We start from the raw sequence: 26,950 nt of genomic DNA, 5'->3' as shown, positions 1-26,950 counted from the left end.
TGACGGGTCGTAAAGGAGTAGTGTTATCCTGGATGGGCTGACGGCCTTGTCAGCGAGCGCTATCCGTTGCTCTGGAAATAAAGAAAGCCCATCGAGATGGTAAATCCCGTGGGCTTCCTTGCCGATCCAGCGTCACAACCTGCGCGCTATACTTGCTAATGGCTTCCACGTCGAAGGGATCAGCAAGTTTTATCTTAAAAAGATTAAATCATGGGCTCCTTAGGATCGCAAGCCCTTTTCGGAGGCAATGACGGCGCGGGCCACTTCGTCGATGGAGATGCGTTTGGCCATCGCCTCCTGCCGCAACTCTCGATAGGCCTCGTCCTCGCTGGTCCCGAGGTTTGCCATCAGGATGGCCTTGGCCCGGGCCAAGTGCTGATCTCCGTGGACTTTGCGCTTGTATTTTCGAACATCCTTGGAGAGTTGTCGCCGCTCGAGCCAGAGTTGCCGGGCGATCGCCAGGTTGGTCAGCAGGCCGAAAGGTTTGATCGGCCGTTCGACGACGGCGAGCGCGCCGCTTTCCAGAACGACCTGTAACATGGACGGGTTTTCGTATCCGACAATGGCCAGGATCGTCGGGGCCGGGTTGGGCAAGGTCTTAATGAAGGCGGTTATTTCCTGCCGGGCTTCGTCGTCCATGGATAGGAAGACGATGTCCGTATGCGCGGGCAGGTGATCGGGGATGGGCCAAACCAATTGGGCATCGCATCCGATGCGTCGCAGGTGATCAGTCAGGAAGACCCCTTCGGTGTCCTTGGGGTGGAGCACCAGGACATTCAGGTCCCGTAGGTCATGAAGAAGAGCGAACGACACCGAAATCCCCCGTTCTCAAGCGGTCGCCAGATTGGTTTCCGGCGTGTTTCGATCCGGCCTGTACCGTAACATATAGGGATCCGGCGCGACTCGCTCGGTCGGCTCATAGACCACCGTGTATCGGCCGTCGACGTCGATTTTTGCCACGCGGGGCCAGAGATGGGTGTGGTTCGTGGCCGGATCGATCCGGACCATGCCCTGGGGGGCGTCGAATTCGATGTCGGCCAGGGCTGGCAAAAGAGTGTTCAAGCTGGTGGACCCGGCTTTCTTCAGGGCCGCAGCGAAAAGGTGGACCTGAAAGTAGGCCGCCTCGGCGGGGGCGGTGGGAAAGGTGTCGGCGCCATTGGCCTTTTGATACTTGGTCACGAAGTCGCGGACCTGGGGTCTGTCTATCGTGGAAAAGAATGGCGCTGCGGTGATATGGCCGGCGGCGATATGGGGCGGAAGTTGGGCGAAGTCCGCTTCGCTGGTCGACTGGCTGGCCGTCGGTAGGGTTTCAGCGGAGAATCCCGCTTCGTGAAAGGCCGTCAGAAACGGCAGGATGCCCGCGCCAACGATCGTGGAGTAGATCACGTCCGGCTTACTGGCCTGGATGCGGTCCATGATCTTGACGATATGGGCCTTTTCCAGATCAAGGGGAACATACATTTCATCGGCGATTGATCCGCCTTCGCGCAGAAATAAATCCGCGATGATGCGGTTGGACTCGTAAGGATAGACGTAGTTGGAGCCGACGAGGAAGACCCGCTTGCCATAATGCCGTGTCAGATAGTCAACCAATTGCACCGAGTTCTGGTTGGGTGCCGCGCCGGTATAGATACAGTGCCGGGAATATTCGAACCCTTCATAAAGGGTGGGATAGAAAAGCAAGGCTCCGCGGGCCTCGATGATGGGAAGAGTGGCCTTCCGTGTGCTCGACATGTGGCAGCCGAAGACCACGTTAACCCGATCCTCGTCGCAGAGTTTCAAGGCCAATTCACGATATTGCGCGGGCTTTGAGGCCGGATCATGGCAGATCGGCTCTATGAGGCGACCGCCAATTCCCCCATCGTCGTTGATCTCTCGGATGGCCTGCAGCGTCGCCGCCCGTTGGGTACGTTCGATCGCCCCCGTCACGCCGGTTTCGGAAAACAGGACACCCACGCGCCAAGTCTTGTCTCGCATCACGCCCCTCAAAAAACGCAAAAAGGCCCTCTACCGTTTCCGGTCGAGAGCCACCCCGCTCAAGGTTTTCCAAGAATATTCGAGTGGCACTATAAGGTATGTTCTTGGTGCGGTGCAATAGGGTCGTTTGGGGCGGTGATGGTGAGGCACGACATACGACAGTCGATGCTTTCCCGCCATGGGGCTTTGCCCCATTCCCCACTGGGGCCGTTAGGCCCCAGACCCCAGGTCATAAAAAAAATGGGGGTTTGGGGGCATTAGCCCCCAAATGGGCTTGGGCAATCGCCCAAAAAAGTTGAGACACTGTCGTGTCCTGTGGCGGGAAAGGATCTTGGTGGCTTACGGTTGCTTGGGGCGTGTCATCCCTGGGTTTCGGTGCTTGGTCTTTTTTCAGACCATATGTTCTGTTTATTACGTTCCGCTAGACATCAACCCGGATCGCTGTCATGTCAATGGTTGAGAACCCGAGGCGTGGGGGCGCCCCTGGTGATAGGGACTGTCGCGCCTGGGCGCGCAAAGAGTGAACGCGCCTGGGCGCGCAAAGAGTGAACGTGCCTGGGTGCGCTACGAGTGAATGCGCCTGGGTGCGCTACGAGGTGAGAACGATGAAACGTCAAATGGCGTCCGGGGTGGACGCAGGCACTGAGGGAGCGGAGCGCGAGGACGCGCCCAAGGGCGTGGCCGCCGTTGAGCGCGCCCTGCTTGTTTTGTCCGCCCTGGAGGCGGAACCCGAATCGTTGTCGCTCTCCGAGCTGGCGCGTCGGACAAGTCTTTATAAAAGCACGATTCTTCGTCTTTTGGAAACGCTTCTGGGATGCGGATACGTGGTGCGGGTCATGGATAACCGCTATGCCCTGGGGCCCACGGTGCACCGTCTGGGCATGGCTTATGAGCGGCGCAATCCCTTGCGCCATCACGTGATGCCGGTGATGGGACGGCTGGTGGAGTCGGGGGCCGAGAGTCCCTCTTTTCACATCCGGCAGAGCGAAGAGAAACGCCTTTGCCTGTTCCGGATCGATTCCAATCACTCGACCCTGGACCGGGTCAGCGTGGGGGACTTTCTGCCCCTGGATCGGGGGGCAGCGGGGCGGGTGATCCTGGCCTTCGACGGGGAAGAGGGCGAGAGCTACGACCGGATTCGGGCAGAATGTTTCGCCCTGTCCTTGGGCGAGCGTGATCCCATCTGCGCGGGCATGGCCTCGCCCGTGTTCGGTCCCGGTGGGCGGGCCGTGGGCGCGCTGTCCCTCTCCGGCCCCAAGGACCGCTTCACGGGCGACAGTATTCTCCGGATGCGCAGACAACTCCTTGAGGCAGCACGGGAAATAACTGAATCCCTGGGGGGCGCTTTTCCCGTTCCCAATCCCTGAGGACCGACCCGGACGAGCTTTCGGTCCGCCGTTTTCCTTCCAGTTTCACGCCATGTCAGGCCGCCTTCGGGCGGCCTTTTCGCTGTTGCGGAATCGAATTTCGCGTCCGCTGCGGTCTGTCCTATTGAACGAAGGGAAACCCTGTGCTACCAAAAATGAAACAAATGGTCTGCAGAGTGGACCACTAACGGATCCGCCATCGACAGGTGGACGACATAGGGAGGTTACAATGCGGTTTTCCCGAGCGGCCGTGCTTGCGGCCTGTCTTGCCCTGGGCGCCATCGCCACCCCGGTCGGGGTGGCGGGCTATCCGACCCAATCCATCAGAATCATCGTCGGCTTCAGCGCCGGGAGTTCCATTGACGGGGTGGCGCGCATCCTCGGCGAGCGGTTGACCGACGCCCAGGGCCAGCCGGTGGTGGAGATCTCGGGCTGACCCCGCCCCGTGGCGGAAGAGTGTTTAACGGCGGCGTCCGGCCGCCAGACAGGAGAACCACCGTGCCAGTCGCGCACCAGAATGCCATTGTTCCCTTGGACCAAGTGACGGTCATCGGTCGAGATCTGAACCGGCCGGAATCGGTTCATGTCGCCGCCGACGGCACCCTCCAGGTCTCCCACCGGGGGGCCGGTGTGAGCCGGATCGATCCCGGTGGCCACCGCCACTTGTGTGGGCAGGAGGATAGGACCGCCAATGGTCACGAACTCATTCCCAATGGGATCGCGCCCCTGCCCGACGGCGGCTATCTGGTCGCCAATATCGGCGAGGGAGGCGGGGTCTGGCGCCTTTCCCCCCAGGGAGTCCTGACACCTCACCTGATGGAGGTGGACGGGGTGTTCCTCGCTGCAGCCAACTTCGTGAAGGTGGACGGTCAGGGACGCGTCTGGATCACGGTCAGCACGGTCTCCCAACCCCGCTTTAAGGCCTATACGGACAAGGTTTCCGACGGTCTGATCATTGTCCAGGACGGGGCCGGGGCGCGGATCGTTGCCGATGATATCTGCTTCGCCAACGAGTGCCGGATCGGTCCCTCTGGCCGCGACCTCTATGTCAGCGAGACCTTTGGCCGACGGGTGGCCCGCTACGATCTGGCCGCCGACGGGACCCTGTCCAACAAAGACGTTTTCAGCCAGTTCGGCCAGGGAGACTTCCCCGACGGCTGCCGCTTCGACGCCGCAGGACACCTCTGGCTGACCTGCATCGTGTCCAACCGGATTTACCGGATCGCCCCGAACGGCGACGCCCGCTTGGTCCTGGAAGACCTGGATCCGGCCCATGTGGACTGGGTCGAGGAGGCCTTGGCCGAGGGCCGGATGGGGCGCGAGCATTTCTACCGCGCCGGTGGCGCGATTCTGGGCAACGTGGCGAGCATCGATTTCTCCGCCGACGGTCGCCGGGCCTACATGGGATCCCTCTGCGGTACCGGCGTCACGACCTTTGAGCTTCCCCCCGAATTGAGAGGTGACGCGTGAGCGACAACCCCGTGATTGGTTTCATCGGCCTGGGCGTGATGGGCGAACCCATCTGCCGCAATATGCTCCTCAAGTCCGGCTATTCCTTGTTCGTCCACGATATCGCGGCCGAGCCGGTGGCCCGGCTCGTCGCGCAGGGCGCAACGGCGGCGGCGACCATGGCCGAGGTGTTCTCCCAGGCCGATATCGTTTTTCTCAGCCTGCCCGGCGGTCCCCAGGTCGAGGCGGTCATCGCCGGACCGGGCGGTTGCCTGGAAACGGCGCGAAGCGGCCAGGTGGTGGTGGATATGTCCACCGCCCCCGTGGGGCTGACGCGCGCCCTGGCCGACCGGCTGGCCGCGAAGGGGATCCTCCTGGCTGATGCGCCCGTTGCCCGGACCCGCCAGGCGGCGGAGACCGGGACGCTGAGCATCATGGTCGGTGCCTCGGACGCCGTATTCGCGCGGATCAAGGACCTGCTGTTCATGGCCGCCAGCGAAGTGACCCATTGCGGCGATATCGGCTGCGGTCAGGTGGTGAAGATCCTGAACAACATGGTGCTCTTCGAGACCGTGGTGGCCCTGTCCGAGGCCCTGGTGATCGGCGAGGCGGCGGGTGTTGGCCGCGCCCTGCTCCTTGAGACCCTGTCGAAGGGGTCGGCCGACAGCTTCGCCCTGCGCAACCACGGCATGAAGGCGATGGTTCCCGATGTCTTTCCGGTGGGCGCCTTTCCCACGGAATACGCTTTGAAGGACGTGAGTTACGCCCTGGATCTGGCCCGAGACATGGGCATCCTGGCGCCGGGCGCGGAACTGGCGGAACGTCGCATGACCCGGGCTCGGGAGGCCGGATTCGGCCAGGAGTACTTCCCCGTGCTCACCCGGGTTGTGGACCGGATCACCGATACACCGGCCGCCCAGGGCAAGGGAGCGGGCGGATAACCGACGGGTCGCATGACCAGACGACGCAGCCAAACAAAGAACCAATCTTGGACTAATTATGGGAGGAATAGAGAATGTTGAACCGAGGACTTCGCATGAGTGCGCTGGGGCTTGGCGCCCTGATGGCGGTGGGCTCTGCCCAGGCCGAAACCCTGAAGATCGGGGCGTTGGTCACCCTGTCGGGCCCCGGCGCCAGCTGGGGGCAGGGCATGCTGCGCGCCGCTGAGTTGGCCGCAGAGGACGTCAACAAGGACGGCGGCCTGACGGTTGGTGGCAAGACCTACAGGGTGGAGATCATTCCCGTCGACGACGCCTATAAGGCCAACGAGGCCGTCACCGGCGCCAACCGTCTGGTCTACGAAGACAAGGTGAAATACATCGTCGGCACGGTGGGCTCGGCGCCGATCCTGGCGATCCAGCCGATCACCGAAAAGGAAGGCGTGATCACCCTGACCCTCGGCTTCACCTCCAAGGCCCTCTCGCCAGAGAAGCCCTATACTTTCCGTCCGAACCTGACCACCGCCGAGATTTCCCAGGCCCAGATCGATTGGGTTGTCAAAAGTCAGGGTCTGAAAACCGTCGGTGCCCTGTTCCCCAACGACGAGACCGGCCAGCAGATCGCCAAGGACGTGGCCGCCGCCTACGAAAAGGCCGGGGCCAAGATGGTCGCCGAGTTTTTCGAGCGCGATCGTGTGGACTTCATGCCGCTGCTGACCCGTCTGATGGGCGCCGGTATCGATGGGATCGAACTGGACGGCAATTCACCCACCACGGCCGGTCAGATCGTCCAGCAGGCCCGTGACATTGGCTTTGATGGAGTCATTGCGCGGACCGGCGGTCCGGCCACCCAGGAGATCGTCAATGTGGCGGGCAAGGAGGCCACGGAAGGCCTGCTGGTGCATTCGGGCGTCGATCCCTCCATCCCCAGCCTGAAGGCCTATATCGACCGCTACGAACACACCTATGGCGACACCATGAACGGATTCAGCCCCTATTTCTACGACGGGGTGAGCATGCTGTTCCAGGCGATGCGTGAGGCGGGCACGGTCGAGGACACCGCCGCCGTGCGCGACGCCCTGGCCGCCACCAAGGACTTCAAGGGCGTGCTGGGTACCCTGAACTGGACCGGTAAGGGCGCCTACGGCATCGCCCACCAGATCGACGCGCCGTTCTACGTGGCCAAGGTTGTCGATGGCCAAGAGCAGATCGTCGCCACATGTTCTCCCAAGGGTTGCAAATAACCCTGAATCAACACCCGCCACCGGTCCGCAGCGGGCCGGTGGTTTCCGTTCGTCACCCCAGCGGGGGAGCGCCAGTGACTTTCCTGATTATGCAATCCCTGGTCAATGGGGTCATCCTTGGGTTCCTGTACCTGTTGATGTCCATTGGCTTCACCCTGGTGTTCGGCATCATGCGCGTGGTGAACTTCGCCCATGGCGAGTTCTACATGCTTGGTGCCTTCGCCGCCTTCTTCGCCGTCACCCAGTTGGATCTGCCCTATGTCGTCTCCGTCGCCCTGGCCTTTGGTGGTACCATCCTGCTGGGCGCCCTGATCGAGCGGGTGGTTTTCCGTCGGTTCCGCGGCGACGAGCTGTCGGGGATGATCGCCTCCCTCGGTCTGGCCCTGATCCTTCAGAACCTGGCCCTGATCGCCTTCGGCCCCGACCCCCTGGCGATGCCCAGCCTGATCTCTGGCGCCTGGAAGCTGGGGCCGTTGATCGTGCCCAAGTCCCGGGTGGTTGTCATCCTGGCCGCCGCCGTGATCCTGGTCGCCTTCTATGTGTTCCTGATGCACACCCGCTGGGGGCGCGCCCTGCGGGCCCTGGTGCAGGACAGCGAGATCGCCGCCGTCTATGGCATCCGGGTGGAGGTCATGTACCCCCTCGGCCTGGGGCTGGGCGTCGCCCTGGCGGCCATTGCCGGGGCGCTGATGGCGCCGCTGTTCGGGGTCTCTCCCTTCATCGGCGGCACGCCACTGCTCAAGGCCTTCATCGTGGTGATTCTGGGGGGGCTGGGCAGTATTCCCGGGGCGGTTCTGGCGAGCCTGCTTCTGGGGGTCATCGAAAGTTTCACCAGTTCCTTCGTCTCGGCCTCCGCTGCCGACATCGTCACCTTCGTTCTGGTGATCGCGGTGCTGCTCGTCAGGCCGTCGGGTCTGCTTGGTCACAAGGAGGCATGACATGAGAGCCATGGACAAAACCCCGACCACAGGCGCCCCCGCGTCCACCGGCGGCACCGGACGGGTCCGCTGGTGGACGGTCGCGCCGCTGATCGTGCTCGCCGCCTTCCCCTTCGCGACAGGAAACATCTTTCACTTCCACATCGCGATCATGATCTGTCTGGCGATCATGGCGACCACGGGCCTGGCGGTCATTGCCCGGGTCGGTCAACTCTCGCTCTGTCATGGCGCCTTTGTGGGGCTGGGGGCCTATGCTTCGGTCATCACGGTGATGCGCCTGGAGCTGCCCTTCCTGTTCGGTCCCCTCGTCGCCGTCGTCCTGTCGGTGGGTGTGGCGGCTCTGATCGGTGGTCCTCTGCTGCGTCTGCGCGGCGTCTATTTCGTGCTGATCACCTTCGCCCTGAACGAGCTGTTCCGGCTCGTGATGCTGGAGTTCCCTTCGGTTTCGGGGGGATCCAGCGGCATTCCAGGCATTCCGCCGGCCGGGCTCGGTCCCTTCGTCGCCGACACCAAGCCGACGTTCTATGTCGTGGCCTTGGTCGCGGCGGCCGCCGTGGTGGGGATCCTCTGGCTGATCCAGCGCGGTATGCTGGGCCACCGCTTCGCGGCGGTCGAGGAGAACCTTGCCCTGGCCGAGTCCTCTGGGATCAACACCAGCCGCACCCAGACCTTGGCCTTTGTCATCGGCAGCGGCATCGCCGGGTTCACCGGATCGATGATGGCCCATTACATTGGTTTCGTCTCGCCGGAAACCTTCGGGTTCCAGCTCTCCGTATCCTACATCATCATGCTGGTCGTCGGGGGGCGTCTCGCCCTTTGGGGGCCCGTGGTGGGGGCGATGTTCCTCACCCCGCTGCCCGAATTCCTGCGTGGCGCCGTGGAGTTCCAGCATGTCCTTTACGGTCTGGCCCTCATCCTGATCCTGCAATTCCTGCCCGGAGGACTGGTTTCCCTGCCGTCCGTTCTGGCGCGCCTGGGGAGGCGGACATGAGCACGCCCTTTCTCTCGGTGGAGGCGCTGACCAAGCGCTTTGGCGGGCTGACGGCCCTCAACGACGTGTCCTTCCAAGTGACCGAGGGGTCGATCACCGGCCTGATCGGTCCCAATGGGGCGGGCAAGACCACCTGCTTTAATCTGGTCAGCGGCACCATGGCGCCCTCCAGCGGTCGGATCCTGTTCCGGGGCACGGATCTGGTGGGCAAACGCCCCCATGCCGTAGTCGAGATGGGACTGGCCCGCACCTTCCAGGCAGCGACCATCTTCCCGCGCTCCACGGTGCGCGAGAACGTCATCCGTGGCGCCCTGCTGCGCCATCCCGTCGGTTTCCTCTCGGCCCTGTTCCATGGGGCGGAGTCCCGGGGCGCCCTGTCGGCGGCCACCGACCTGGCCGACGCTATTCTCGCGGAGATGGATCTGGAGGATCAGGCGGACCAGGAGGCGGGAACCCTGGCCTACGGGCACCAGAAGCGGTTGGGCGTGTCGATCGGTCTGGCCTCGCGGCCGTCCCTGTTGCTGCTGGACGAACCGGCGGCGGGCCTGAACCCGGAGGAGGTGCGCGCCTTTGGCGACATCCTGCGCGGGGTGAAGGAGCGCCACGGCCTGACCGTGCTGATCGTTGAACATCACATGAAACTGATCATGGGCCTCTGCGACGCCATCGTCGTCCTGGAGCATGGGGTGAAGCTGGCCGAGGGCGCGCCCACGGACATCCAGAACGACCCCCGGGTGATCGAGGCCTATCTGGGAAAAGACTATGACTGGACAGCTTGAGGTCACCAACCTCGTCGTGCGCTATGGCCCGGTGGAGGCCCTGCGGGGCGTCAGCCTGGAGGTCGGCGCGGGCGAGATCGTCGCCCTGGTCGGCTCCAATGGCGCGGGCAAAAGCACCACCCTGAAGGCCATCATGGGCATGGCTGGACGGGTCGGCGGCTCCATCCGCGTCGACGGCCAGGAGGTCCCCGACCGCCCGGGGGCGGCCCTGGCCATGGGGGTCTCCCTCTCGCCGGAGGGGCGGCGCATGTTCCCGCGGATGAGCGTACGGGAAAACCTGCTGCTGGGCGCCCACGCGGCGCGGGACCGATCCCGCGTGGCCGCCACCTTGGATCAGGTCTTCGACTATTTCCCCCGCCTGTGCGAACGCTCCGGCCAGATGGCCGGATCCCTGTCCGGGGGGGAGCAACAGATGGCGGCCATCGGCCGTGCGCTGATGGCCCAGCCGCGCATCCTGATGCTCGACGAGCCCTCCCTGGGGATCGCTCCGATCATCGTTCAGGAAATCGCCCGGATCATCCGTCAAATCAATCAACAGGCAGGCTTGACCGTTCTTCTGGTCGAGCAGAACGCCCACATGGCCCTGGCTCTGTCAACCCGGGGGTTCGTCCTGGAAAGCGGGGCGGTGATCGCCTCCGGTTCCGGGCGCGAGCTTCTGGACAGCCCCCAGGTGCGCGAAGCCTACCTTGGCCTGTGATATGCCCATCAAGGAACCCTCGATGATGACCCCGACCACAAACAGTCAAACGGATCAACCCGCCGCCATTCTCCTGGCCGGGCGCATGGAAACCGGAGCGGGCGAGCCCCTGCCGGTGGTCAATCCAGCCACCGGTGAGTCCGTCGGGTTTTGTGGCACCGCGTCCCCCGCCCAGGTGGACCAGGCCGTCTCCCGCGCCAAGCGCGCCCTGACCGACAGCGGCTGGGGGGCCTGGGAGCCCCATCGGCGTGCCGGGGTGTTGCACGCGATCCATGACGCGATCCTCGCCGACCTCGACCGCATCGCCGGGCTCCAGATGTTGGAGAACGGCAAGACCCGGGCGGAATCCCAGGCCCAGGCCCGGGCTGCTGCGGGAGTGTTCCGCTATTACGCGGGCGTCTGCGAGACCCTCCAGGAGGAGATGCCGCCCGCCCGGGGACCCTATTTCACCATGACCGTGCACGAGCCCCTCGGCGTGGTTGCGGCCCTGGTGCCCTGGAACTCGCCCCTGACCATGGGCGCCCAGAAGATCGCCCCGGCTCTCGCAGCGGGCAACGCCATCGTCCTGAAACCGGCGGAAAGCACCTCCCTCGTGTCCCTGGCATTGGGCGAGGCCTGCGTGGCGGGCGGTCTGCCCGAAGGGGTGTTGAGCATCCTGCCCGGCCGCGCGGACGTGGGCGGCGCGATGGTCGCCAACCCGGAAGTGGGCTGCGTCTCGTTCACCGGCGGCACCGGTACGGGCCAGCGCATCGCCGCAACGGCAGCCGAACGCCTGGTCCCCACCATCCTGGAGCTGGGCGGCAAGTCGCCGCATATTGTCTTCGGCGACGCCGACCTGGAGGCCGCAGCCAAGACGGTGGCGAGTGGTATTTTCGGCGGCACGGGCCAATCCTGCGTGGCGGGCTCGCGTCTCTTCGTCCAGGCCGAGGTTTTGGATGCCTTTCGCGACCTGCTGGTGGCGGAGACCGCCCGCTTCGTGGTGGGGCCGCCGACGGATCCCAAATCGGTGATCGGGCCGCTGGCCTCCTTTGAGCAGCGCGCACGGGTGGAGGCCTATGTGGCGAAGGGGCTGGAAGAGGGCGGCCATGTGATCACCGGCGGCGCCCGGCCCGAGGGTGCGGGGTTGGACCAAGGCGCCTATTACCTGCCGACCATCCTGGGGGGGCTGGATAACCGCTCGACCGTCGCCCGGGAAGAGATCTTCGGTCCGGTGTTGGTGATGATGCCCTTCGAGACCGAGGCGGATCTGATCGCACAGGCCAACGACAGCGATTTCGGATTGGCCAGCGGCATCTGGACGGCCGACTACAAGAAGGCCTGGCGGGTTGCCCGTGCCCTGGAGGCGGGAACGGTCTGGATCAACAGCTACAAGCAGCTGTCCATCGCCGCGCCCTTCGGCGGCTTCAAGCTCAGCGGCCTGGGTCGGGAAAAGGGCATTCAGGGCCTGCGCGCTTACCAGCAGGCCAAGAGCATCTATTGGGGCCTGTGAGTCTCCAGCGGGGTCGCCCCGTCGCGGGCGACCCCTAGAGTATTCCGAGCCCCATTTTTCTATCACAAATAAGAGCTTGGGGACTGGGGCCTTTCGGCCAAAAATCATAGTTTGGGGCCTTTCGGCCCCAGTGGGGGACGGGATCAAGCCCCGTGACGGAAAACCGGTGCCCACTTTTCGTCGTTCCGCTTTACTCCTCCCGCGCGCTCATCAGCATTTTCAAGCGCTTGCGCTGGGCCGCCCGGATATGGGCGGCGATGGTCTGGGCTGCGGTTTCCGGGTCGCGGTTCCGGATGGCCGCGACGATGCGGGTGTGTTCCTCCACCGCTTCGGCGTGGCGGCCCTCGATGGCCAGTGTGGTGTTGCCCAGCAGGACCATGGCGTCCTCCAAGGCGGCCTGGCTCGCCAGTAGGTAGCGATTATGGGCCGCCCGGCCCAAGGCCTGATGGAATTGCCGATTGTAGTGACTGGCGTCCTCCGGGGCATCGGGTGAGACCGAGCGCTCCATCTCCACGATATCCTCCAGGATCTCGATCTCCGGTTCCGTGGCCTGACTGGCCGCAGAGCGGGCCGCAGCGGATTCCAGAACTTCGCGCATGGCGTACAGCTCGACGATGGCCTGGTAGTCCAGCTTGGTCACGGTCAGGCCCTGGCCCGCCGACTGGCTGAGCAGACCTTGGGTCAGTAGGCGTTGGATGGCTTCGCGTACGGGGGTGCGGCTGATCGACAGCCACTCGGCAAGTTGGGTCTCGGTGACCCGTTGGCCGGGCTTGAAGACGCCGCTGGCGATGGCCTCGCGGATGCGTTGGTGGGCGCTGGCGCCCAGGGCGTCCGATCGGGTTTCTGGGGTGCTCTTGGCGCGGGGCAGGGTCCTGGTCCTTAGTCATGGGGTGGGGAGCCGAACTATCGCAATGGCCGCCAGCGAGGGCAAGCGGTCAAAAAAATCCCGGCGGAGGGAGCTCCGCCGGGCGAGGAGCCACCGGGGAAAGGAATCCGGTGGGGATAGAAGGGGGTCAAGGGCGCTCCAGGGCCGCCTTGAGGAGCGCGGCACCCCGGTAGATGGAATGGACGAATTTGCCGTAGGGCAGGGTCAGGAACAGGCCCAGGACGAAGCCCAGGTGAATGGCCAGAAGGATCCCCATGGCCGGAGTCTCCCGAAAGACCAGCAGCACCAATCCGGTCAGGGAGACCAGGAAGAGCAGCGCGAGGAGGGCCACGTCCATCCCCAATTGGCGGCGGACGCCGGGCTCCGGATCGGCCACGAACTTCAGGGCCAGAAGGCCGCCCGGGCCGATCAGAAGACCCATGCCACCAATCGTTCCCATCACCACGGGGAGGCTGTACCAGGAGTAGGGCGCCACCCAGCCGAAGCCATAGTCGTAGATTGTTCCCACGCAGGTCGCGGCGAAGCACAGCAGGAAGCCATACATCATGAAGTGGTGCAGCCACCGGCGTTTGTTGGAAAAGGCTTCGTCCGGGTAGGTGCAGCCTTCGCCCTCGGCACCGCCCCCCAGGTTGCGCAGGGTGGCGATGTCGCTGACCGCCTTGCCAAGGGCGCGCGGGTCGACCAACTGGCGGAGTGATCCGCCGGTCCCCGTCCAGAAGCGCAGGAAGCCCATGATCAGGGCCAGCACCGCGAAGCCGAAGGTGGTCCCTGCCACGGCGACCATCACCCCATGGGGGATAACGGCGTAAAAGGAGCCGGGGCCCCGCTGGGGGGCGAAGAGCACGCCGGTGTCCTGGAGGAGGACGGTCAGGGCCAGCACCAGTCCCAGGCTGAGGGAGACAGCCAGGGAAACCACCAGACCGTTGTGCTCGAACAGCCGGGCCAGGGGGCCCGGCCAGGCGTATTTGGCGTAGCTGTTGCCGCGCACCTCGGCCAGGACCCGGGGGAGGTTGAGGTGGAAGGGATGGGGAGGCGCGTACTGGCAGGAGTAGTAGCAGCCCCGGCAGCCGTGGCAGAGGTTCGCCAAGTAGTCCAGATCGACGTCCGAGAAGGCCCGACGTTGGGTCATGGCCGGGAAGACCGCGCAATAGCCCTCGCAATAGCGGCAGGCGTTGCAGATTTGCAGTGCCTGACGGGCGTCGGTCAGAGCATCCTGTCCCGGGTTTCGGGTGGGGTCAATGGAGGACATGCTTGGCGGCCTCCTCTCCGGCGATGCGTCCGAAGACGGTTCCAATGGTCATGCCCAGTCCGGCCAGATAGCCCTGACCGAGGATATTGCCCGCCATGATTTCTCCCGTGGCGAAAAGGTTGGGGCAGGGGCGGCCACCGGTTTGGACCACCCGGGCCTCCTCGGTGACCTTGACGCCCAGGTAGGTGAAGGTGATGCCCGGCCGCAGCGGATAGGCGTAGTAGGGCGGGGCGTCCAGGCGTTGGGCCCAATGGGTCTTTGGGGGCTCCAGGCCTTCGGTCCGGCAGTCGTCGTGGATGTCCTTGTTAAAGGAGCCGGTCTGAACCGCCGCATTGTAGCGGTCCACCGTCTCCTCCAGGGTGGCCGGGTCCAGGTCGAGCTTCCCGGCGAGGCCACGGATGCTGTCGGATTCCACCGGGGGAAAGACCGAGGGCATGAATAACGGCAGACATTTGGAATCAATCAGGCAATAGGCCGTTTGATCCGGCTGCTTGGCCACGAGGCGGCCCCAGATGGCGTAGCGCTTGGGCCAGAAATCCTCGCCTTCGTCATAGAAGCGCTTGGCCTCGCGGTTGACCACCACGCCGAAGGGCACGCAGTCCAGGCGCGTGACGATGCCGCCGTCGAAGCGCGGCGCGCGGGCGTCGATGGCCACGGCATGACATTGGGTCGGGTCGCCCACCGTCTCCATCCCTTGGGCCCGCAGGTCCCGGAGGACCGTCCCCTGGGCGTAGGGGGTGCCGCGGATCAGGAAGTTTTCCGCCTGGGGGCCCCAGCCCTCCTTGAGCCATTCGATGTTGGCCTGGAAGCCTCCGGAGGCGGCGACGGCGGCCCGGGCCGAGATCGTGGCGGGGAAGCCTTTGATGGTCACCTTGGCGCCGCGAAACACGCCATCCTCGATGTGCAGGGATCGGACTTCGGAGTCATAGAGGATCTCCACACCGATACGTTCGGCATGGGCGTAGTAGGCGTTCACCAGGGCTTTGCCGCCGCCCAGGAAGAAGGCATTGGTGCGCGACAGGTTCAGGGTGCCGCTCAGCGATGGCTGAAAGCGCACGCCCCGGGCGGTCATCCAGGGTTCCACCGCAGCCGAGGCACGGATGGTCATGCGCGCCAGGGCTTCGTCGGTGACCCCTTGGGTAACCCGCGAGAGGTCGTCCCAGTACTCCGCCTCCGAATAGGTCTCGGTCAGCACGGAGGTGGGACCGATGTGCATGCAGCGCAGATTGCGGGTGTGGCGGCTGTTGCCGCCCCGGAAGGGTCTGGGCGCGTGTTCCAGCAACAGGACGCTTGCGCCCTTCTCCCGCGCAATAATCGCCGCGCAGAGGGCTGCGTTCCCTCCCCCAATCACGAGGACATCGTAAGTTTTTGAGTGAGCCAAGGCGGCACTCCCCAATGTGTGTAGATGTATACAGTCGTGTACTATGTGCCGGGAAAGGATATCCGTCAAGGGGTCGGGTCTCGTGGCGATCGATCGGTCTGGCCGTCGATGTGCGCAGCCTGAGTGTTCTGTTGCGTGGCATGGCGCCCGCCCATGAGAGATGTCTCTTGCCGGAGGGTTGGAGTTTCGCCCGCTACCTCGCCCAGGGGGCCGCAGAGCCAGGACCGGATGGAGCGGGACCCTTCCTTGCGGCGCCGAAAAACGCGGGGCCTGAGGCCCCGGACCCCCATTCGGGATCAAAGGGTCCGCCGACCCTTTGCGGGTCTGGGCAGAGCCCAGAAACTGCGAAGCAGGGTTTCCGGATTTTCGAGGACACAGAGTCTATTTCAAAGAGAGGGCGGGGTTTTTGGTGAAAGAGAGAAAATATTCCAGCGCTATGGTGTCGGACAATGAGCCCTCATCGGAGACCCGTCACGAGAGGGGTGCTCTACAAGGTATTGTTGAGTGATTTGCGGATAACCGCAATTGAAAGATGTCGTTTGTAAACCATTATACTTAAGCAGGTTCTGCTTTGTCGGAACCTTGCGGGAAGAAGATTCTTTCCGATCAGCAATGCAACTGAACATTCAGAGGAGGTTTTAAACATGAAAGTCGAAAATCTCGAAATCGATGAAATCGACCGCAACGTTTCGGAAGATGACACCGATCTTCTGGTGGAAGCGGTTGATGAAATTGTCAAGGAAGACAATCTTCCCTGACGTTTCAGGATTGGAGGGTGTTGTCACCCTCCAATTCCTTAAATAATAAAATTTGGCGTACAGGATGGGGGTTTAACAAATGTCCATTGATGTATTGTTGGTAAATCCACCTTATCGACTTGTCCCTCCATTCACCTACGATCAATATGAACAGATAGATCCTCCCAGAAATCTTGCGATACTTGCTGCTTGGCTGGAGAAGCGCGGCATATCCGTAGCGATTCTCGATGCCACCATTCTCGAAATGTCTTTCGAGGACATGGAGCGGGACATTCGTCGGTTAGCGCCTCGCGTGGTGGGAATAACCAACCGGTCCACATCGACATTTCCGATGGTGGAAAGGACGGCGGGGCTGGTGAAGGAGATCGACCCCACCATTCCGGTCGTGGTCGGTGGAACCTATGTCTCCTGGATGCCCCTGGAGGCCATTCGGCGGTGCGATGATATTGATTATCTTGTTGTTGGAGAAGGCGACCGGCAAGGGCCGGACCTGTTCGAATGCCTTTTGAGCGGACGCTCCCCCGATGGTATTCCTGGTCTTGTCCTGAGGGATCCCCTTGACCGGGACAAAGTCCGCCAAACCCCGCCCGGGCCCGTGGTTGAGACCTTGGCCGAGGTGCCGTTTCCCGCCTACCACCTCGTTCCCTTGGAAAAATACGTAGCGCGGGGGGAGCGGTATATTCTCTCTCTCACACGAGGGTGCATTTTTCGATGCGAATACTGCACGTCATCATTTGAACGGGGACGCGTTCGATTTCATGCCATCGCCGACTTGATTGCGGAAGTGACTTGGGCCTACGACCAAGGTTTTCGGTATTTTTATTTCTATGATGACATCCTGACGGTAGATCGAAAGAAGGCGGTGATTCTGTGCGAGGAGTTGATTGCAACCAATCTGCCCATCAAATGGCACTGTCTGACCCGCACCGAATATGTGGACCCCGATCTGCTCGCCTTGATGGCGCGGGCGGGATGTGACCGGATTGCCTATGGCGTCGAGAGCGCAAGCGAGTCAAACCTCGCGATGTTCCAGCGCAAATCGCGGAACATGCGAAGCGCTTTTGACATGACCAAGGCGGCGGGCATCCGATCCATCGCTTTCGCCGTCTTTGGCATGCCTGGCGAAACCATGGCCGATCAACTCAAGACCATCCGCATGCTCAAGGAACTCGGCCCGGACATGGTCCGCGATTTCACCTACAAGCCCTACCCAGGAACCCGCCACTATGCCGAACCCGATCGATGGGGAATTCACATCACCGACCGCGATTATGTTCGCTGGTCTCAGCAGGACGAACCCGTCCATCACACGGATCACCTCACTGAAGAGGAAATCATAGAAGTCCGGGTCCTCTGCAGCTATATCTTCAGGGGGCATGGCAAAGTTGAGCCGGGACCGAAATTTCGTCGTAAGAAGAAGGTTGTTCTCCTCAAAACAGCCGATGGCGGACTCATCTATAATGGCCACAAGAAGGAGGAAGAGCGTCGGGTTGACCTGTATCTTAATTGTCTAAAAGTCACAGAATTGTATTTTGAAGTTATGCTACATTGCGATGGCTATCATACCATTGAAGACATCGCACAAAAAATAGAACGATTGTTCGGTTATGAGCGAACAATCGCGTGCCGGAAGGTCGAGAAGGTACTTCAACACGCGGAATCCCTCGGCATGCTGACGCTCATGCCCGCCTTTCTTCCGGAGGACTCGTCGGAATCGGCCTTTGCCGAAGTCGATCCTGCCCGCCTTCCGGCAGAGGATCGCATCCTTGTCGACCCCAACCTTGAACGCGCGTCAATGGCCCAACGCTAGAGTGATTTGGGAGCACTCTAGGGAACCGACCGTCTGCGCAGGGAGCCCTCCACCCCATCAAAGGAGATGTCGGAGATGAGTGAAAACTGGATAAATACCTTGAGAGCGGTGGTTTATCCTTCCCATTGCGATGCCATGGGTCATCTGACCATCAAGGAATACATGGGGTTTTTTGATCAGGCCGAATGGCATTGTTTCGCGGCAATCGGTTTCGATCCGGCCTGGATCGAGGACCGCTCCATGGGCTGGGCCGATGTGCATCATGAGGTGGATTACAAAGGGGAATTGCTGGCCGGAGCCCTGGTGATTGGAGAAAGTCGGGTCCTGCGGATCGGCGCCAAATCCCTAACCACGGGCCATCGCCTGTTGAATGCCACGACCGGAAAGATCTGTGCGACCCTTCAGGCGGTGACCGTTCAATATGATCTTGCCCAACGGTGCGCCATTCCCCTGGCGGAAGAGGTCCGGGCCGCGGCCACGCGGCTCTTGGGCGAAGACCAACGGGATGGCGGCCAATAAAACAATGACCTTGGAGACGATGCGCCCCAAGACCATGCGCCCCAAGACCATGCCGTCTCCCGTGGCGGACCCGCCCCATTCCGGCCTTTGGCTGGTTGGTTTGGCTGCGATGCTGTGGGGCACTGGCGGGGCCGTGGCCAAGCAGCTCTTTCTGATATCGGCATTGGACCCCATGGAAGTGGGGTTCTATCGGTTGGCCATCGCCGTTCCCGCTCTTCTTCTTGTTGGTGTTCTGTTGCGGCGAAGACCCAGGCTTTGGGTCGGGCGCGCTCATGTCTGGCCATTCGTCGGCCTCGCCCTGGCGACGGCGTTGTATCAGTTGGCGTACTACAATGCCGTCGACCGGGCGGGCGTTACCATTGCCACCCTGATTACGATCTGCGTGGCACCTCCCTTGGTGGCGGTCAGCTCCGGGTACGTCCTGACCGAGGCGGTGGGGCGTCGAACTGTGCTTGCCATGGGGGTGACGCTTGGTGGCACGGCGCTTCTGATCGGGTGGCCGGGATCCTCTGGCTTGGCCGCCACGGGCGTTGTCGATGGATCGCTCCTGGCTCTTTGCGCTGCGGTGAGCTACGCCACCATGGTTCTGCTCAGCCGCCGTCTTGCCCCTCACCACGATCCCTACCAGCTGATCATTCTTGGTTTTGGTGGAGGGGTAGCCATTCTTTTACCCGCTTTCGTCATCCAAGGGCCGACCCCGCTTCCTTCCCTGGAAGTTACGGGCCTGCTGTTGTTTCTCGGAACCGTTCCGACCGCCGTGGCCTATGTGTTTTTCTTCATTGGGATGCGAAGCGCGCCTGCGGCTGCGTCGAGCGTGATCAGTCTGCTTGAACCCTTGGTGGCGACCCTGCTGGGTCTCATCGTTTTTCACGAAAAAATCAGCGCCGTCGGCTCCGTGGGTGTGTTTTTTATGGTTGCCGGGCTGTTGATCCTTGGGGGAAACCCTTCGGCGCGGCGCGGGAAGAGAGGTGTTGGCAGGGAAGAGGTCGGGGTTCAATCTCCGGCCGGTCGGGACCCGGAATGACCAGGCCCGCCCCTCCCGCCTGGGATGCTCATGTGTGTATTCCCCTGGATGAAGGGGGAGATCCAGCGGTCCTGGGTGCCCATTGGCGCGCGGGATTTCGGTTCGCTTCGATCAATGTGGGGATGGATATGGCGTCAACGGCGGAGGTCATGGCCGTTCTCACGCGTTTTCATCGTCGCCTCGTCGCCCTGTCCGACCGTTTTCTCCTGGCTGAAACCCTGTCCGACCTCTCCACCGCAGAGGCAACCGACCGTCTTGCGGTCGCCTTCGATCTCGAGGGAGCCGGACCTCTCGAAGGAAATCCTGCCCTGGTCCATCGCTTCTCCGCCCTGGGCGTTCGGCAGATGAACCTGATCTACAATCGGCAGAACGCGGTGGGTGGCGGCTGCCATGATGACTATGATCCTGGCCTTTCTCCCCATGGAAAAGAAATCATCCGAGAGATGGAGTCCGCAGGCGTGGTCCTGGATCTCTCCCATGCGGGAGAACGGACGAGCATGGACATGCTGGGCTGGACCGAAAGACCTGTCGTCTTTTCCCACGCCAACGTCAGGCGCTTTTACGACCATCCGCGCAACCTGACGGACACACAAATCGATGCCTGTGCGGCGGTCGGTGGCGTGATTGGCGTGACCGCCCATGGGCTCCTTATCGGGCGAAGTGACGATCCTGCCCAGACGGTATTCGAACATTTGGATTATCTGGTGTCTCGGGTGGGCTCCTCTAACGTGGGACTGGGATTGGACTACTGCTACGATACGGGGTTGGATTCCTTGCCCGTGTCCATTGACCTGGAGTATTGGTGGCCCAGTATCTGGGGATATTCTGACCCCTCGCTTGTTCCGTCTCCTCCTGACCTGTTTGGAGCGCTTTTGCGATTGATGCGGGCCCATGGATATGAGGCCAAGGATATCGCTGCGATAGCAGGGGGTAATTTTCGGCGGATTGCCGAAGCGGTCTGGCCGGGTTCTCGGGGTGGCCCTGATCCAGGTGCTGTTCTCCACAGGGGCCAGCTTGGCTCAAGCTGATCCAGTTTCACTCTAGAAGGCGCAGCGGCCCGCGGGACCCGACAGGGGATGTTTTCCCGTCATCGGGCTTTGCCCCCAAATGCGCTTGGGCAATCGCCCAAAAAATATAAGACGCTGTCGTGTACCATGGCTGCGGTCATTTGGCCGCTTCCAAAGTCCATCGTCTTCAAGCGCGTCGAGAATGTCTTCTCGGTTGGATTCAGACGACAAATCCATAAAGCGACCATTCCGTGTCCGGGATCATGAGCGCGAGGCGGGACCACTCCGCTCGCTTCACGGCGAGGAAGGACCGGTGCAACTCCTCACCCAGGGCGGCTCGGGCAAAGGCTGAGGCCTCCAGGGCATCCATTGAATCCCGCCAGGACCGGGGCAGGCTGCCGCCAAGGGAGGAGGGGGTGGCGTCTTCCCGGTGGGCGGGGCCGGGATCCTTTTGGTGTGCGATACCCTCCATGGCCCCCGCCAGGGTTACTGCGGCGACCATGTAGGGATTGGCGTCGATACCGGCCACGCGGTGTTCGAAGTGTCGGCCCTTGCCGCCGTTGGCAGGGACCCGGATGGCGACATTGCGGTTTTCCAACCCCCAAGTATCGGACGCGGGGGAATAGAGGGTGGAGGCGAAGCGTCGCCAGGAATTCTGGAAGGGGGCGAGGACCAACATGGTCTCGCCAATGGTTTCGCGGATCCCGGCGATGGCCTGGAGCATCAGGGGGTTCAGGCTTCCATCGGGGAGGTCCGCGAACCGATTGTTTCCGTCCGGATCGGCTAGGGAGAGATGCAGATGCATGCCGGACCCCGCTTGATCGCCGAACGGTTTGCCCATGAAACAGGCCTCGAAGCCAAAGCGTCGGGCGGTGGTCCGGATCAGACGCTTGGCGATGATCACGTCATCGGCGGCGCGGAGCAGGTTCCGGTAGCGGCTGGTGATTTCATATTGACCGATGGCGTATTCGGAAATGACGGATTCCAGGGTGAGCCCGAGGTGCTCCGCTCCGGCGTAGACTGAGTCCAGGAAGGGCGACATTTGATCCAGCTCGTCGACCGCCATGGTGTTGCGGTGGTCGGGACGGTGGCCCGTCAGGGCGTAGGGCGCCAAGCGGTGATGCCCCCGGTCCTCCGGTCCATTGGCGATCAGGTAGAATTCCAGCTCGAAGGCGCCCAGGGGGGTGAAGCCTGCCGCCCGGGCTTCGTCGATGCGGCCCAGCAGGGCGTTGCGGGGTTCCGCGGCGAAGGGAGAGCCATCGTCGTTGTACATGCTGACCAGCACCTGCCCCCGGCCCGTCGAGGGGATCAGGCCAAGGCTTCCCGGGATGGGCCAGCACCGCTTGTCGCCGCCTCCATCCACATTGACCAGACCCGTTGCTTCCACGTCATCACCGGCCACATCCTCGCCGAAGAGGGAGCTGGGCATGGGGCGTCCTTCGGCGTAAATGGCGGCCAGCTCATGGCGCCGGATGATTTTCCCCCGACCAATCCCGTGACAGTCGGTCAAGACGATGTCCAGCGCCTGAACGTCGGGGTAGCGGTCCAGGAAGGACAGGGCCTCCTTGAGGGAGGACCCGGATGGGGACGGGAATGTCATGACCTGTCTCTGCAAATGGGATGGATGAAGGAGGAGGATGGGCGCTTTGGGCCTAGTGGATCAATCCCATGCGTCGGGCACGGTCATAGGTCAGGTCGATGACTTTGCGGGTCGTGTCGATCAACTCATCGGCTTCGGCATGGGTCATGGTGAAGGGGGGAGCGATGATCAAACGATCTCCCACGGCTCGCATCACCAAGCCATTCTCCAAGGCAAAATCCCGCGCCGACAGGCCAACAGAGGCGACCTCGGGGAAGTCGGCCCGGGTCTCCTTGTTGCTGGTCAACTGGATGGCGCCGATCAATCCGACCATGACCGCCTCGCCAACCATCGGATGGTCGGCCAAGGCCCGCCATTTCTCCTGAAGGTAGGGACCAATATCGGTCTTTACACGATCGACCAAGCCCTCGTCGCGCAGAATGGTGATGTTCGCCAGCGCCGCTGCACAGGCTGCCGGATGGCCAGAATAGGTGAAACCGTGGAAGAACTCCCCGCCTTTTTCCAGCAGGACCGAGGCCACCCGGTCCGAGACAGCGACGGCACCCATGGGAACATAGCCGGAGGTGATGCCTTTGGCCATGGTCAGGAAATCCGGTTCCGTCCCCATGTACTCACAGCCGAACCATTCCCCGGTGCGGCCAAAACCGCAGATGACTTCGTCGGAAATGAACAGAATGCCCCTGTCCTTCAGTCCGCTGGTCAGTGCGGGCCAATAGGTCTCGGGCGGGATGATCACGCCACCGGCCCCCATGATGGGTTCGCCGATCATGGCTGCCACGCGGTCCGCGCCGATGCCGTCGATCAGCGCGAGGGTCTCCCGGGCGATCTTGAGACCGAATTCAGCCGGTGACAGGTCCCCGCCATCCGCCCACCAGGACGGGGCAGGGGCATGGTAGACGCCGGGAATGGGCAATCCGCCTTGCTTGTGCATCCCGGCGAATCCCCCCAGGGAAGCCGCCGCGACGGTGGATCCGTGATACCCGTTGCGCCGTCCAATGAAGATGGTCCGCTCGGGCTTGCCCAATAGGGACCAGTAGTAGCGGACCATACGGAAGATCGTGTCGTTGGCCTCCGAGCCCGATCCCGTGAAATGGAAATGGGTGAACTGGGGAGGCGTGACCTCTGTCAGGAGGGCGCCCAGGCGGGCCACAGAGGGGTGCGTGGTATTGAAAAACGTATTGTAGTAGGTCAGTTCGCGCATCTGATCGGCGATGGGGGCGATGATGTCCTCGCGGCCATGACCGACGGAGACACACCATAGGCCGCTCATGCCGTCCAGGATCTTATTCCCCTCGGAATCATGCAGGTAGATCCCGTCGCCCCGGGTGATCACGCGGGCACCACGGGCATTGAGGTCCCGGGCGTTCGTGAACGGATGGAGGTGATGGGCCGCGTCGAGGTCTTGAAGCTGGGCGGTGGTGGCGTTGTCTCGCATGGTGTTTTCCTGGGCTATTGGGCGATGCCGCTGCCATCGACGGGGACGAGGGGCAAGGAAGGGGGCATGAGGGTACCAAGAGGCTTGCTGCGCCGTCCCAGCCCAAGGCGACCCGGTCGCCCTAGGTAATCGCATCGTCTGGAGAGAGCGCCAGATTGGAAGGGGAGACGTTGATGATTTTCCCCTTATCCACGCGCAGATGGAAGACCGACAAGTTCCCCCGCCGACCAGCTCGATTCTGCGTCAAATAATCTCGTATTCAATGAAATGTGATATCATTTATTGGTTTGTGATCGTGATTTTTCGATCTGTCAAGGTCTGGCGCAGGGTTTGTTCGCAACGTCTTCCGTCTTGGAGACTTCCTCACGCTGCCCACAGCGCAGGACAGTGTCTCGTGTCTTTTGGGCGATAGCCCAAGCCCATTTGGGGACGATGCCCCCAAACCCCCATTTTTCTTTTAAAAATAACAGCCTGGGGTCTGGGGCCTTTCGGCCCCAGTCTCGCCAAAGGAGGGGGGGGACGGGGCAAAGCTCCGTGACTGGAAAGGACCGACTGTCGTGTACCGTGCACGCTGCCAGCCCGGTCAAGGGAAACTGGCCGAGGCTATGCGCTTAGAGTGAAACGGGATCAGCTTGAGTCAAGCTGGCCCAGTTTCACTCTTGTTATATAGATTTTAGAGTGCTGTTTCGTCGGCGCGACGATCAAATGTCCTTGAGCAGGCGAAGCGCGTCGTAGATCGCCGCATGTGTATTCCGCGCCGAAACCGCGTCCCCTATTCGGAAAAGCTGAAAGTTGCCGCTCGGGTTGCGGATGGTTTCTTGGGGTTTGCCCTCAATGAGCCGGTCGTAGGACACCGCACCCAGGTTCGAAGACCTAGGCTTGAGCTCGAAGTACAGCTCATCCAGTGGAATTGTGCCATGGTTGATCACGATCTGATCGAACGGGCGGTGCTTCGCAACACCGCCATAATCGCTACCAATATGGGCGATCAGTTGGTTCCCGTCCTTCTCCACCGCTTCCAGCCTGAATGAAACGGTGAATGTCACGTCTCGGGACTGCATCGCACGCATGTAGGGCACAAGGTTCATGGCCATCACGTCAGGGGCGAAGGTCCGATCCGGTGTCATGATTTCCACCTTCGCCCCTGAGGCAGAGAGAATCTCCGCTGCCTGAAGGCCGGAGTGGTCGCCTGCGTCGTCATAAACAAGCACATTGGCTCCAGGTTTCACGTCACCGGAGATGATATCCCAGGACGACACGACGAAGTCATTGCCCTTCGATAGCACCTCGGTATGCGGCAAACCGCCGGTGGCGATGACAACGACATCAGGGGTCTCGGCAAGCACCGTATCGGTCTCGGCCCAGGTGTTGAAGCGCATGACCACACCCAGTTTCTCGCATTGGGCCAAGCGCCAGTCGATGATGCTGATCATTTCCTTCCGCCGCTCACTCCGCGCAGATAGACGGACCTGTCCGCCCGCCTGCGCGGCGGCCTCCAGGACAACCACCTCGTGGCCGCGCTCCCCGGCGACCCGCGCGGCCTCCAGGCCCCCCGGACCGGCGCCAACGATAACGACTGTAGCGCGCCACTTGATTTTGGAGTGAGCGACACATGGTTTTGGAGAAAAATAGCTGGGCTGGGGCGGCCACCAGCGCGATGAGTGAGTCATTGAACCAACCCGAGGAACAAGCCAATGACGACCTCCAAACTCACCGCAGCCATCGACGCCAACATTCAACTGCTCGACGAGATCCTTTCTCAAGCAGCCGCCGACGCCCAGGAAGCCGCTCAGGCCAGCGTCGAAGGCCGGACCAATGAGGCCATCGGCTGGCTCGCCTCCCTCGAAGACGCCCTGGCGTCGGCGACGGCCTTGAGGAATGCCACCGCGACCTTGAACCGGGCTCGGAGTCGGGGCTCGGAACGGCCCTCCAGTTTAAAGTCGCCCGACACCGCGGGCACTTGATCGTCACTCGACCGTAAGGGATTCCCTCGATTTCTGCGAGCATCTTGTTGCACGAGGGACAACGGATAGACTCCTCCACGCTTATTTCCTAGGCCGTGTGGACGAATTGAGGCGTAGAAAATTTTTGGGGTTCCCCTGGTGAATCTGTTGTGATTCATAGGATTCCGACTGAACTTAAGGAGTCGGAACCATGTCGACGAGAATGAGCGAAGAGGACTGGGAGCACACTCTGATGGTGTTTCGCGCCTGTCTGCCCCGTCGGGGCCGCAAAGCCCAAGATGATCGACGGTTTCTGGAAGCCATGCATTTCTTCGCCGTCGAGAACGTGCGCTGGCGCGCCTTGCCTGCTGAGTTCGGCCCCTGGAACAGCGTCTGGAAGCGGTTCGACCGCCTGAGCAAAGCCGGGGTGTTCGAAGCCTTCTTCGACGCCCTGGCCTCCATGAGCTCGTCGGCGCATCTGACCCAAATGTTCGATTCAACCATCGTGCGGGCGCACGTTTCGGCCGCTGGCGCAAAAGGGGGCAAAAGGGTCAGGCGCTCGGTCGCTCGCGGGGCGGGTTCAGTACGAAAATCCACGCCAAATCAGACCATTGTGGAAACCTGATCGCCTTTGACCTGACCGGCGGCGAAGCCGCCGACAACAAGCACTTCGACACCCTACTCGACATTGGCCCGGATATTGAGCCCAGAGCCGTCATCACGGACAAGGGCTATTCCAGCAAGGCCAACAGGGCGACGGCCAGGGCGCGCGGCATCGCTCCAGTCATCCCCCACAAAAGCAACGAAAAGAACAAGCCCGCCTTCTTTCCCAAGAAGCTTTACAAGGCCAGGGCGCGCATTGAACAGGCCTTCGGGCGCCTCAAACGCTTCAAGCGCGTCGCACTCAGATGCGAAAAAACAGCCGCCAACTTCAGATCAATCGTAAGTTTCGCTGCTGGCCTTTGTTTGATCAAATTCGTCCACACTGCCTAAGACTCCCCCGCCTCCGCGCGAGGTGGCGGGATCGGCCAGTCTGGCCGGATTGGTCGTGGGGGCTACTCCCCCCCGGCTCGGGGCGTTGGCGCGCCCCGGCCCCCGCCTAAGGCGGGGAACAGGGTCGAAAATGCAGACCACTCACCTTGGCGGGTCGGGCCAAATGGGCGTAAGCGGGTCCACAGTACTATCTGGCAAATCCCGCAGCGCTTGGCGATACGCCCTCCATGCGGCCAGAGCGCTGGCTGGCAAGGGGCTGTCTGACGCAACACGCCAGTCCGAGGCCGCGAGCAATTGATCACGCCTTCTCCGCAGGCAGGACCATCCTTGTTCAAGTGTAAGCGGGGGAGGATCGACAGCGACAGGGCCGCCGTCCTCACCGGCAACAATCTCCAAACCGGACGCCAGAGCCGCCAGCAGTTCGTCGTAGTGGTTGTCGGATATTTCGACTGCATCGAGTGGCATTTGATTGCCAT

General features: G+C 62.2%; 27 protein-coding genes and 1 pseudogene. 16 read left to right on the top strand and 12 right to left on the bottom strand.

The window, feature by feature from the left end; genetic code table 11:
• Positions 1–219: 219 nt before the first annotated feature.
• Positions 220–813 carry an ANTAR domain-containing response regulator gene (locus ACLIRY_RS12850; RefSeq protein ID WP_413205799.1) on the bottom strand — a complete coding sequence of 198 codons (594 nt, stop codon included), beginning with the start codon at positions 811–813 and terminating at the stop codon, positions 220–222.
• 15 nt (positions 814–828) lie between these two features.
• A complete protein-coding gene (locus ACLIRY_RS12845; RefSeq protein ID WP_413205798.1) occupies positions 829–1,977 on the bottom strand; it encodes a transporter substrate-binding domain-containing protein in 1,149 nt (382 codons plus the stop codon).
• 605 nt (positions 1,978–2,582) lie between these two features.
• Here ACLIRY_RS12845 and ACLIRY_RS12840 point away from each other — a divergent pair.
• The 10 genes from ACLIRY_RS12840 to ACLIRY_RS12795 all read left to right on the top strand — a co-directional run bounded on the left by ACLIRY_RS12840 (position 2,583) and on the right by ACLIRY_RS12795 (position 11,869).
• Positions 2,583–3,344, top strand: a complete 762-nt coding sequence (locus ACLIRY_RS12840; RefSeq protein WP_413205797.1) for an IclR family transcriptional regulator — start codon at positions 2,583–2,585, stop codon at positions 3,342–3,344.
• A gap of 229 nt (positions 3,345–3,573) precedes the next feature.
• Entirely contained in the window at positions 3,574–3,780 is a 207-nt protein-coding gene (locus ACLIRY_RS12835) for a hypothetical protein (RefSeq protein WP_413205796.1), read from the top strand.
• Between the two features lie 62 nt (positions 3,781–3,842).
• Complete coding sequence (locus ACLIRY_RS12830) at positions 3,843–4,814, top strand: SMP-30/gluconolactonase/LRE family protein (RefSeq protein ID WP_413205795.1); 972 nt, start codon at positions 3,843–3,845, stop codon at positions 4,812–4,814.
• Positions 4,811–5,734: an NAD(P)-dependent oxidoreductase gene (locus ACLIRY_RS12825; protein ID WP_413205794.1), complete on the top strand. Its 924-nt coding sequence runs from the start codon at positions 4,811–4,813 to the stop codon at positions 5,732–5,734. The genes ACLIRY_RS12830 and ACLIRY_RS12825 overlap by 4 nt, the downstream gene beginning before the upstream one ends.
• Before the next feature lie 95 nt (positions 5,735–5,829).
• Positions 5,830–6,975, top strand: coding sequence for an ABC transporter substrate-binding protein (locus tag ACLIRY_RS12820; protein ID WP_413205793.1), 1,146 nt, complete (start codon positions 5,830–5,832; stop codon positions 6,973–6,975).
• Positions 6,976–7,049: 74 nt separating this feature from the next.
• Positions 7,050–7,913 carry a branched-chain amino acid ABC transporter permease gene (locus ACLIRY_RS12815; protein WP_413205792.1) on the top strand — a complete coding sequence of 288 codons (864 nt, stop codon included), beginning with the start codon at positions 7,050–7,052 and terminating at the stop codon, positions 7,911–7,913.
• 1 nt (position 7,914) lies between these two features.
• Positions 7,915–8,904 carry a branched-chain amino acid ABC transporter permease gene (locus tag ACLIRY_RS12810; RefSeq protein WP_413205791.1) on the top strand — a complete coding sequence of 330 codons (990 nt, stop codon included), beginning with the start codon at positions 7,915–7,917 and terminating at the stop codon, positions 8,902–8,904.
• Complete coding sequence (locus ACLIRY_RS12805) at positions 8,901–9,683, top strand: ABC transporter ATP-binding protein (protein ID WP_413205790.1); 783 nt, start codon at positions 8,901–8,903, stop codon at positions 9,681–9,683. The genes ACLIRY_RS12810 and ACLIRY_RS12805 overlap by 4 nt, the downstream gene beginning before the upstream one ends.
• Positions 9,667–10,380 (top strand): ABC transporter ATP-binding protein, encoded by a 714-nt coding sequence (locus tag ACLIRY_RS12800; protein WP_413205789.1) that lies wholly within the window; start codon positions 9,667–9,669, stop codon positions 10,378–10,380. The genes ACLIRY_RS12805 and ACLIRY_RS12800 overlap by 17 nt, the downstream gene beginning before the upstream one ends.
• Before the next feature lie 25 nt (positions 10,381–10,405).
• Entirely contained in the window at positions 10,406–11,869 is a 1,464-nt protein-coding gene (locus ACLIRY_RS12795; protein WP_413205788.1) for an aldehyde dehydrogenase, read from the top strand.
• A 190-nt stretch (positions 11,870–12,059) separates the two neighbouring features.
• Here ACLIRY_RS12795 and ACLIRY_RS12790 read toward each other — a convergent pair whose 3' ends face one another.
• The 4 genes and pseudogenes from ACLIRY_RS12790 to tcuA form a co-directional block, all read right to left on the bottom strand.
• Positions 12,060–12,509 (bottom strand): GntR family transcriptional regulator, encoded by a 450-nt coding sequence (locus ACLIRY_RS12790; protein WP_413205787.1) that lies wholly within the window; start codon positions 12,507–12,509, stop codon positions 12,060–12,062.
• 9 nt (positions 12,510–12,518) lie between these two features.
• Positions 12,519–12,671 (bottom strand): annotated as a pseudogene (locus tag ACLIRY_RS12785) (GntR family transcriptional regulator); the annotation flags it as partial.
• A 211-nt stretch (positions 12,672–12,882) separates the two neighbouring features.
• Positions 12,883–14,004 carry a tricarballylate utilization 4Fe-4S protein TcuB gene (gene tcuB / locus ACLIRY_RS12780; protein WP_413205786.1) on the bottom strand — a complete coding sequence of 374 codons (1,122 nt, stop codon included), beginning with the start codon at positions 14,002–14,004 and terminating at the stop codon, positions 12,883–12,885.
• Positions 13,991–15,385, bottom strand: coding sequence for an FAD-dependent tricarballylate dehydrogenase TcuA (tcuA, locus tag ACLIRY_RS12775; RefSeq protein WP_413205785.1), 1,395 nt, complete (start codon positions 15,383–15,385; stop codon positions 13,991–13,993). The genes tcuB and tcuA overlap by 14 nt, the downstream gene beginning before the upstream one ends.
• A gap of 837 nt (positions 15,386–16,222) precedes the next feature.
• Here tcuA and ACLIRY_RS12770 point away from each other — a divergent pair.
• From ACLIRY_RS12770 to ACLIRY_RS12755, 4 genes are all read left to right on the top strand, one after another.
• Entirely contained in the window at positions 16,223–17,953 is a 1,731-nt protein-coding gene (locus tag ACLIRY_RS12770) for a B12-binding domain-containing radical SAM protein (RefSeq protein ID WP_413205784.1), read from the top strand.
• 75 nt (positions 17,954–18,028) lie between these two features.
• Positions 18,029–18,472, top strand: a complete 444-nt coding sequence (locus ACLIRY_RS12765) for an acyl-CoA thioesterase (RefSeq protein WP_413205783.1) — start codon at positions 18,029–18,031, stop codon at positions 18,470–18,472.
• 4 nt (positions 18,473–18,476) lie between these two features.
• Entirely contained in the window at positions 18,477–19,496 is a 1,020-nt protein-coding gene (locus tag ACLIRY_RS12760; protein WP_413205782.1) for a DMT family transporter, read from the top strand.
• Positions 19,493–20,524, top strand: coding sequence for a dipeptidase (locus ACLIRY_RS12755; protein WP_413205781.1), 1,032 nt, complete (start codon positions 19,493–19,495; stop codon positions 20,522–20,524). The genes ACLIRY_RS12760 and ACLIRY_RS12755 overlap by 4 nt, the downstream gene beginning before the upstream one ends.
• Positions 20,525–20,723: 199 nt before the next feature.
• Here ACLIRY_RS12755 and ACLIRY_RS12750 read toward each other — a convergent pair whose 3' ends face one another.
• The 5 genes from ACLIRY_RS12750 to ACLIRY_RS12730 form a co-directional block, all read right to left on the bottom strand.
• The gene (locus ACLIRY_RS12750) at positions 20,724–22,103 is read right to left on the bottom strand and encodes a glutamine synthetase family protein (RefSeq protein WP_413205780.1); all 1,380 of its coding nucleotides are present in this window, start codon (positions 22,101–22,103) and stop codon (positions 20,724–20,726) included.
• A gap of 52 nt (positions 22,104–22,155) precedes the next feature.
• Positions 22,156–23,538 carry an aspartate aminotransferase family protein gene (locus ACLIRY_RS12745; RefSeq protein ID WP_413205779.1) on the bottom strand — a complete coding sequence of 461 codons (1,383 nt, stop codon included), beginning with the start codon at positions 23,536–23,538 and terminating at the stop codon, positions 22,156–22,158.
• 121 nt (positions 23,539–23,659) lie between these two features.
• Complete coding sequence (locus ACLIRY_RS12740) at positions 23,660–23,785, bottom strand: hypothetical protein (protein ID WP_413205778.1); 126 nt, start codon at positions 23,783–23,785, stop codon at positions 23,660–23,662.
• Positions 23,786–24,239: 454 nt separating this feature from the next.
• The gene (locus ACLIRY_RS12735) at positions 24,240–25,208 is read right to left on the bottom strand and encodes an FAD-dependent oxidoreductase (protein WP_413205777.1); all 969 of its coding nucleotides are present in this window, start codon (positions 25,206–25,208) and stop codon (positions 24,240–24,242) included.
• Positions 25,209–25,248: 40 nt separating this feature from the next.
• Positions 25,249–25,545 (bottom strand): hypothetical protein, encoded by a 297-nt coding sequence (locus tag ACLIRY_RS12730; protein ID WP_413206094.1) that lies wholly within the window; start codon positions 25,543–25,545, stop codon positions 25,249–25,251.
• Positions 25,546–25,692: 147 nt separating this feature from the next.
• Between ACLIRY_RS12730 and ACLIRY_RS12725 the strand changes: the two genes are divergently transcribed.
• Positions 25,693–26,106 carry a transposase gene (locus ACLIRY_RS12725; protein ID WP_413205776.1) on the top strand — a complete coding sequence of 138 codons (414 nt, stop codon included), beginning with the start codon at positions 25,693–25,695 and terminating at the stop codon, positions 26,104–26,106.
• On the top strand, positions 26,073–26,474 hold the full coding sequence (locus tag ACLIRY_RS12720; RefSeq protein WP_413206093.1) for a transposase: 402 nt from the start codon (positions 26,073–26,075) through the stop codon (positions 26,472–26,474). Before ACLIRY_RS12725 ends, ACLIRY_RS12720 begins: the two co-directional genes overlap by 34 nt.
• 141 nt (positions 26,475–26,615) lie before the next feature.
• On the opposite strand, the gene ACLIRY_RS12715 is transcribed toward ACLIRY_RS12720, so the two are convergent.
• A complete protein-coding gene (locus tag ACLIRY_RS12715) occupies positions 26,616–26,939 on the bottom strand; it encodes a phage tail assembly chaperone (RefSeq protein ID WP_413206092.1) in 324 nt (107 codons plus the stop codon).
• Positions 26,940–26,950 lie beyond the last annotated feature (11 nt).

It is taken from the genome of Rhodospirillum sp. A1_3_36 (assembly GCF_047263945.1).
GTDB lineage: Bacteria > Pseudomonadota > Alphaproteobacteria > Rhodospirillales > Rhodospirillaceae > Rhodospirillum.
The sequence above is the reverse complement of the archived record's forward strand: the minus strand, read 5'-3'. Positions and strand labels throughout refer to the sequence as shown.

Bases quoted from the DNA above. Each gene is read 5' to 3' on its own strand.
- ACLIRY_RS12810 (WP_413205791.1), top strand. From the start codon at position 7,915: ATGAGAGCCATGGACAAAACCCCGACCACAGGCGCCCCCGCGTCCACC.
- ACLIRY_RS12735 (WP_413205777.1), bottom strand. From the start codon at position 25,208: ATGACTCACTCATCGCGCTGGTGGCCGCCCCAGCCCAGCTATTTTTCT.
- ACLIRY_RS12795 (WP_413205788.1), top strand. From the start codon at position 10,406: ATGACCCCGACCACAAACAGTCAAACGGATCAACCCGCCGCCATTCTC.
- ACLIRY_RS12835 (WP_413205796.1), top strand. From the start codon at position 3,574: ATGCGGTTTTCCCGAGCGGCCGTGCTTGCGGCCTGTCTTGCCCTGGGC.
- ACLIRY_RS12800 (WP_413205789.1), top strand. From the start codon at position 9,667: ATGACTGGACAGCTTGAGGTCACCAACCTCGTCGTGCGCTATGGCCCG.
- ACLIRY_RS12840 (WP_413205797.1), top strand. From the start codon at position 2,583: ATGAAACGTCAAATGGCGTCCGGGGTGGACGCAGGCACTGAGGGAGCG.
- ACLIRY_RS12820 (WP_413205793.1), top strand. From the start codon at position 5,830: ATGAGTGCGCTGGGGCTTGGCGCCCTGATGGCGGTGGGCTCTGCCCAG.
- ACLIRY_RS12715 (WP_413206092.1), bottom strand. From the start codon at position 26,939: ATGCCACTCGATGCAGTCGAAATATCCGACAACCACTACGACGAACTG.
- ACLIRY_RS12755 (WP_413205781.1), top strand. From the start codon at position 19,493: ATGACCAGGCCCGCCCCTCCCGCCTGGGATGCTCATGTGTGTATTCCC.
- ACLIRY_RS12845 (WP_413205798.1), bottom strand. From the start codon at position 1,977: ATGCGAGACAAGACTTGGCGCGTGGGTGTCCTGTTTTCCGAAACCGGC.
- tcuB (WP_413205786.1), bottom strand. From the start codon at position 14,004: ATGTCCTCCATTGACCCCACCCGAAACCCGGGACAGGATGCTCTGACC.
- ACLIRY_RS12750 (WP_413205780.1), bottom strand. From the start codon at position 22,103: ATGACATTCCCGTCCCCATCCGGGTCCTCCCTCAAGGAGGCCCTGTCC.
- ACLIRY_RS12760 (WP_413205782.1), top strand. From the start codon at position 18,477: ATGACCTTGGAGACGATGCGCCCCAAGACCATGCGCCCCAAGACCATG.
- ACLIRY_RS12730 (WP_413206094.1), bottom strand. From the start codon at position 25,545: ATGCTCGCAGAAATCGAGGGAATCCCTTACGGTCGAGTGACGATCAAG.
- ACLIRY_RS12770 (WP_413205784.1), top strand. From the start codon at position 16,223: ATGTCCATTGATGTATTGTTGGTAAATCCACCTTATCGACTTGTCCCT.
- ACLIRY_RS12725 (WP_413205776.1), top strand. From the start codon at position 25,693: ATGTCGACGAGAATGAGCGAAGAGGACTGGGAGCACACTCTGATGGTG.
- ACLIRY_RS12765 (WP_413205783.1), top strand. From the start codon at position 18,029: ATGAGTGAAAACTGGATAAATACCTTGAGAGCGGTGGTTTATCCTTCC.
- ACLIRY_RS12805 (WP_413205790.1), top strand. From the start codon at position 8,901: ATGAGCACGCCCTTTCTCTCGGTGGAGGCGCTGACCAAGCGCTTTGGC.
- ACLIRY_RS12745 (WP_413205779.1), bottom strand. From the start codon at position 23,538: ATGCGAGACAACGCCACCACCGCCCAGCTTCAAGACCTCGACGCGGCC.